Annotated in this window: 1 rRNA gene; it reads right to left on the bottom strand. The window is 56.3% G+C overall.

Annotated elements, in window-relative coordinates:
* Window positions 1-373, bottom strand: a 23S ribosomal RNA gene (locus lacNas_RS06790); the annotation flags it as partial.

Genomic DNA, 373 nt, shown 5'->3' with positions numbered 1-373 from the left:
TGCCGAGTTCCTTAACGAGAGTTCTCTCGCTCACCTGAGGATACTCTCCTCGACTACCTGTGTCGGTTTGCGGTACGGGTGCACCGTCTCTGGCTAGAAGCTTTTCTCGGCAGTGTGACGTCGCAGCCTTCGCTACTGTGATTTCGCTCCTCATCACGCCTTGTCCTTGAGAAAGCAAGCATTTGACTCGCTTTCAGACTTGACGCTTGAACGTGGTATCCAGCACCACGCGCTGCTAGCCTCCTGCGTCCCTCCATCGCTCATAACGATTCGGTGCAGTACAGGAATTTCAACCTGTTGTCCATCGACTACGCCTCTCGGCCTCGCCTTAGGTCCCGACTTACCCTGGGCGGACGAGCCTGCCCCAGGAAAC

This window comes from Lactobacillus nasalidis (assembly GCF_016587775.1).
GTDB lineage: Bacteria > Bacillota > Bacilli > Lactobacillales > Lactobacillaceae > Lactobacillus > Lactobacillus nasalidis.
This window is presented reverse-complemented; position numbering and strand designations above follow the sequence as displayed.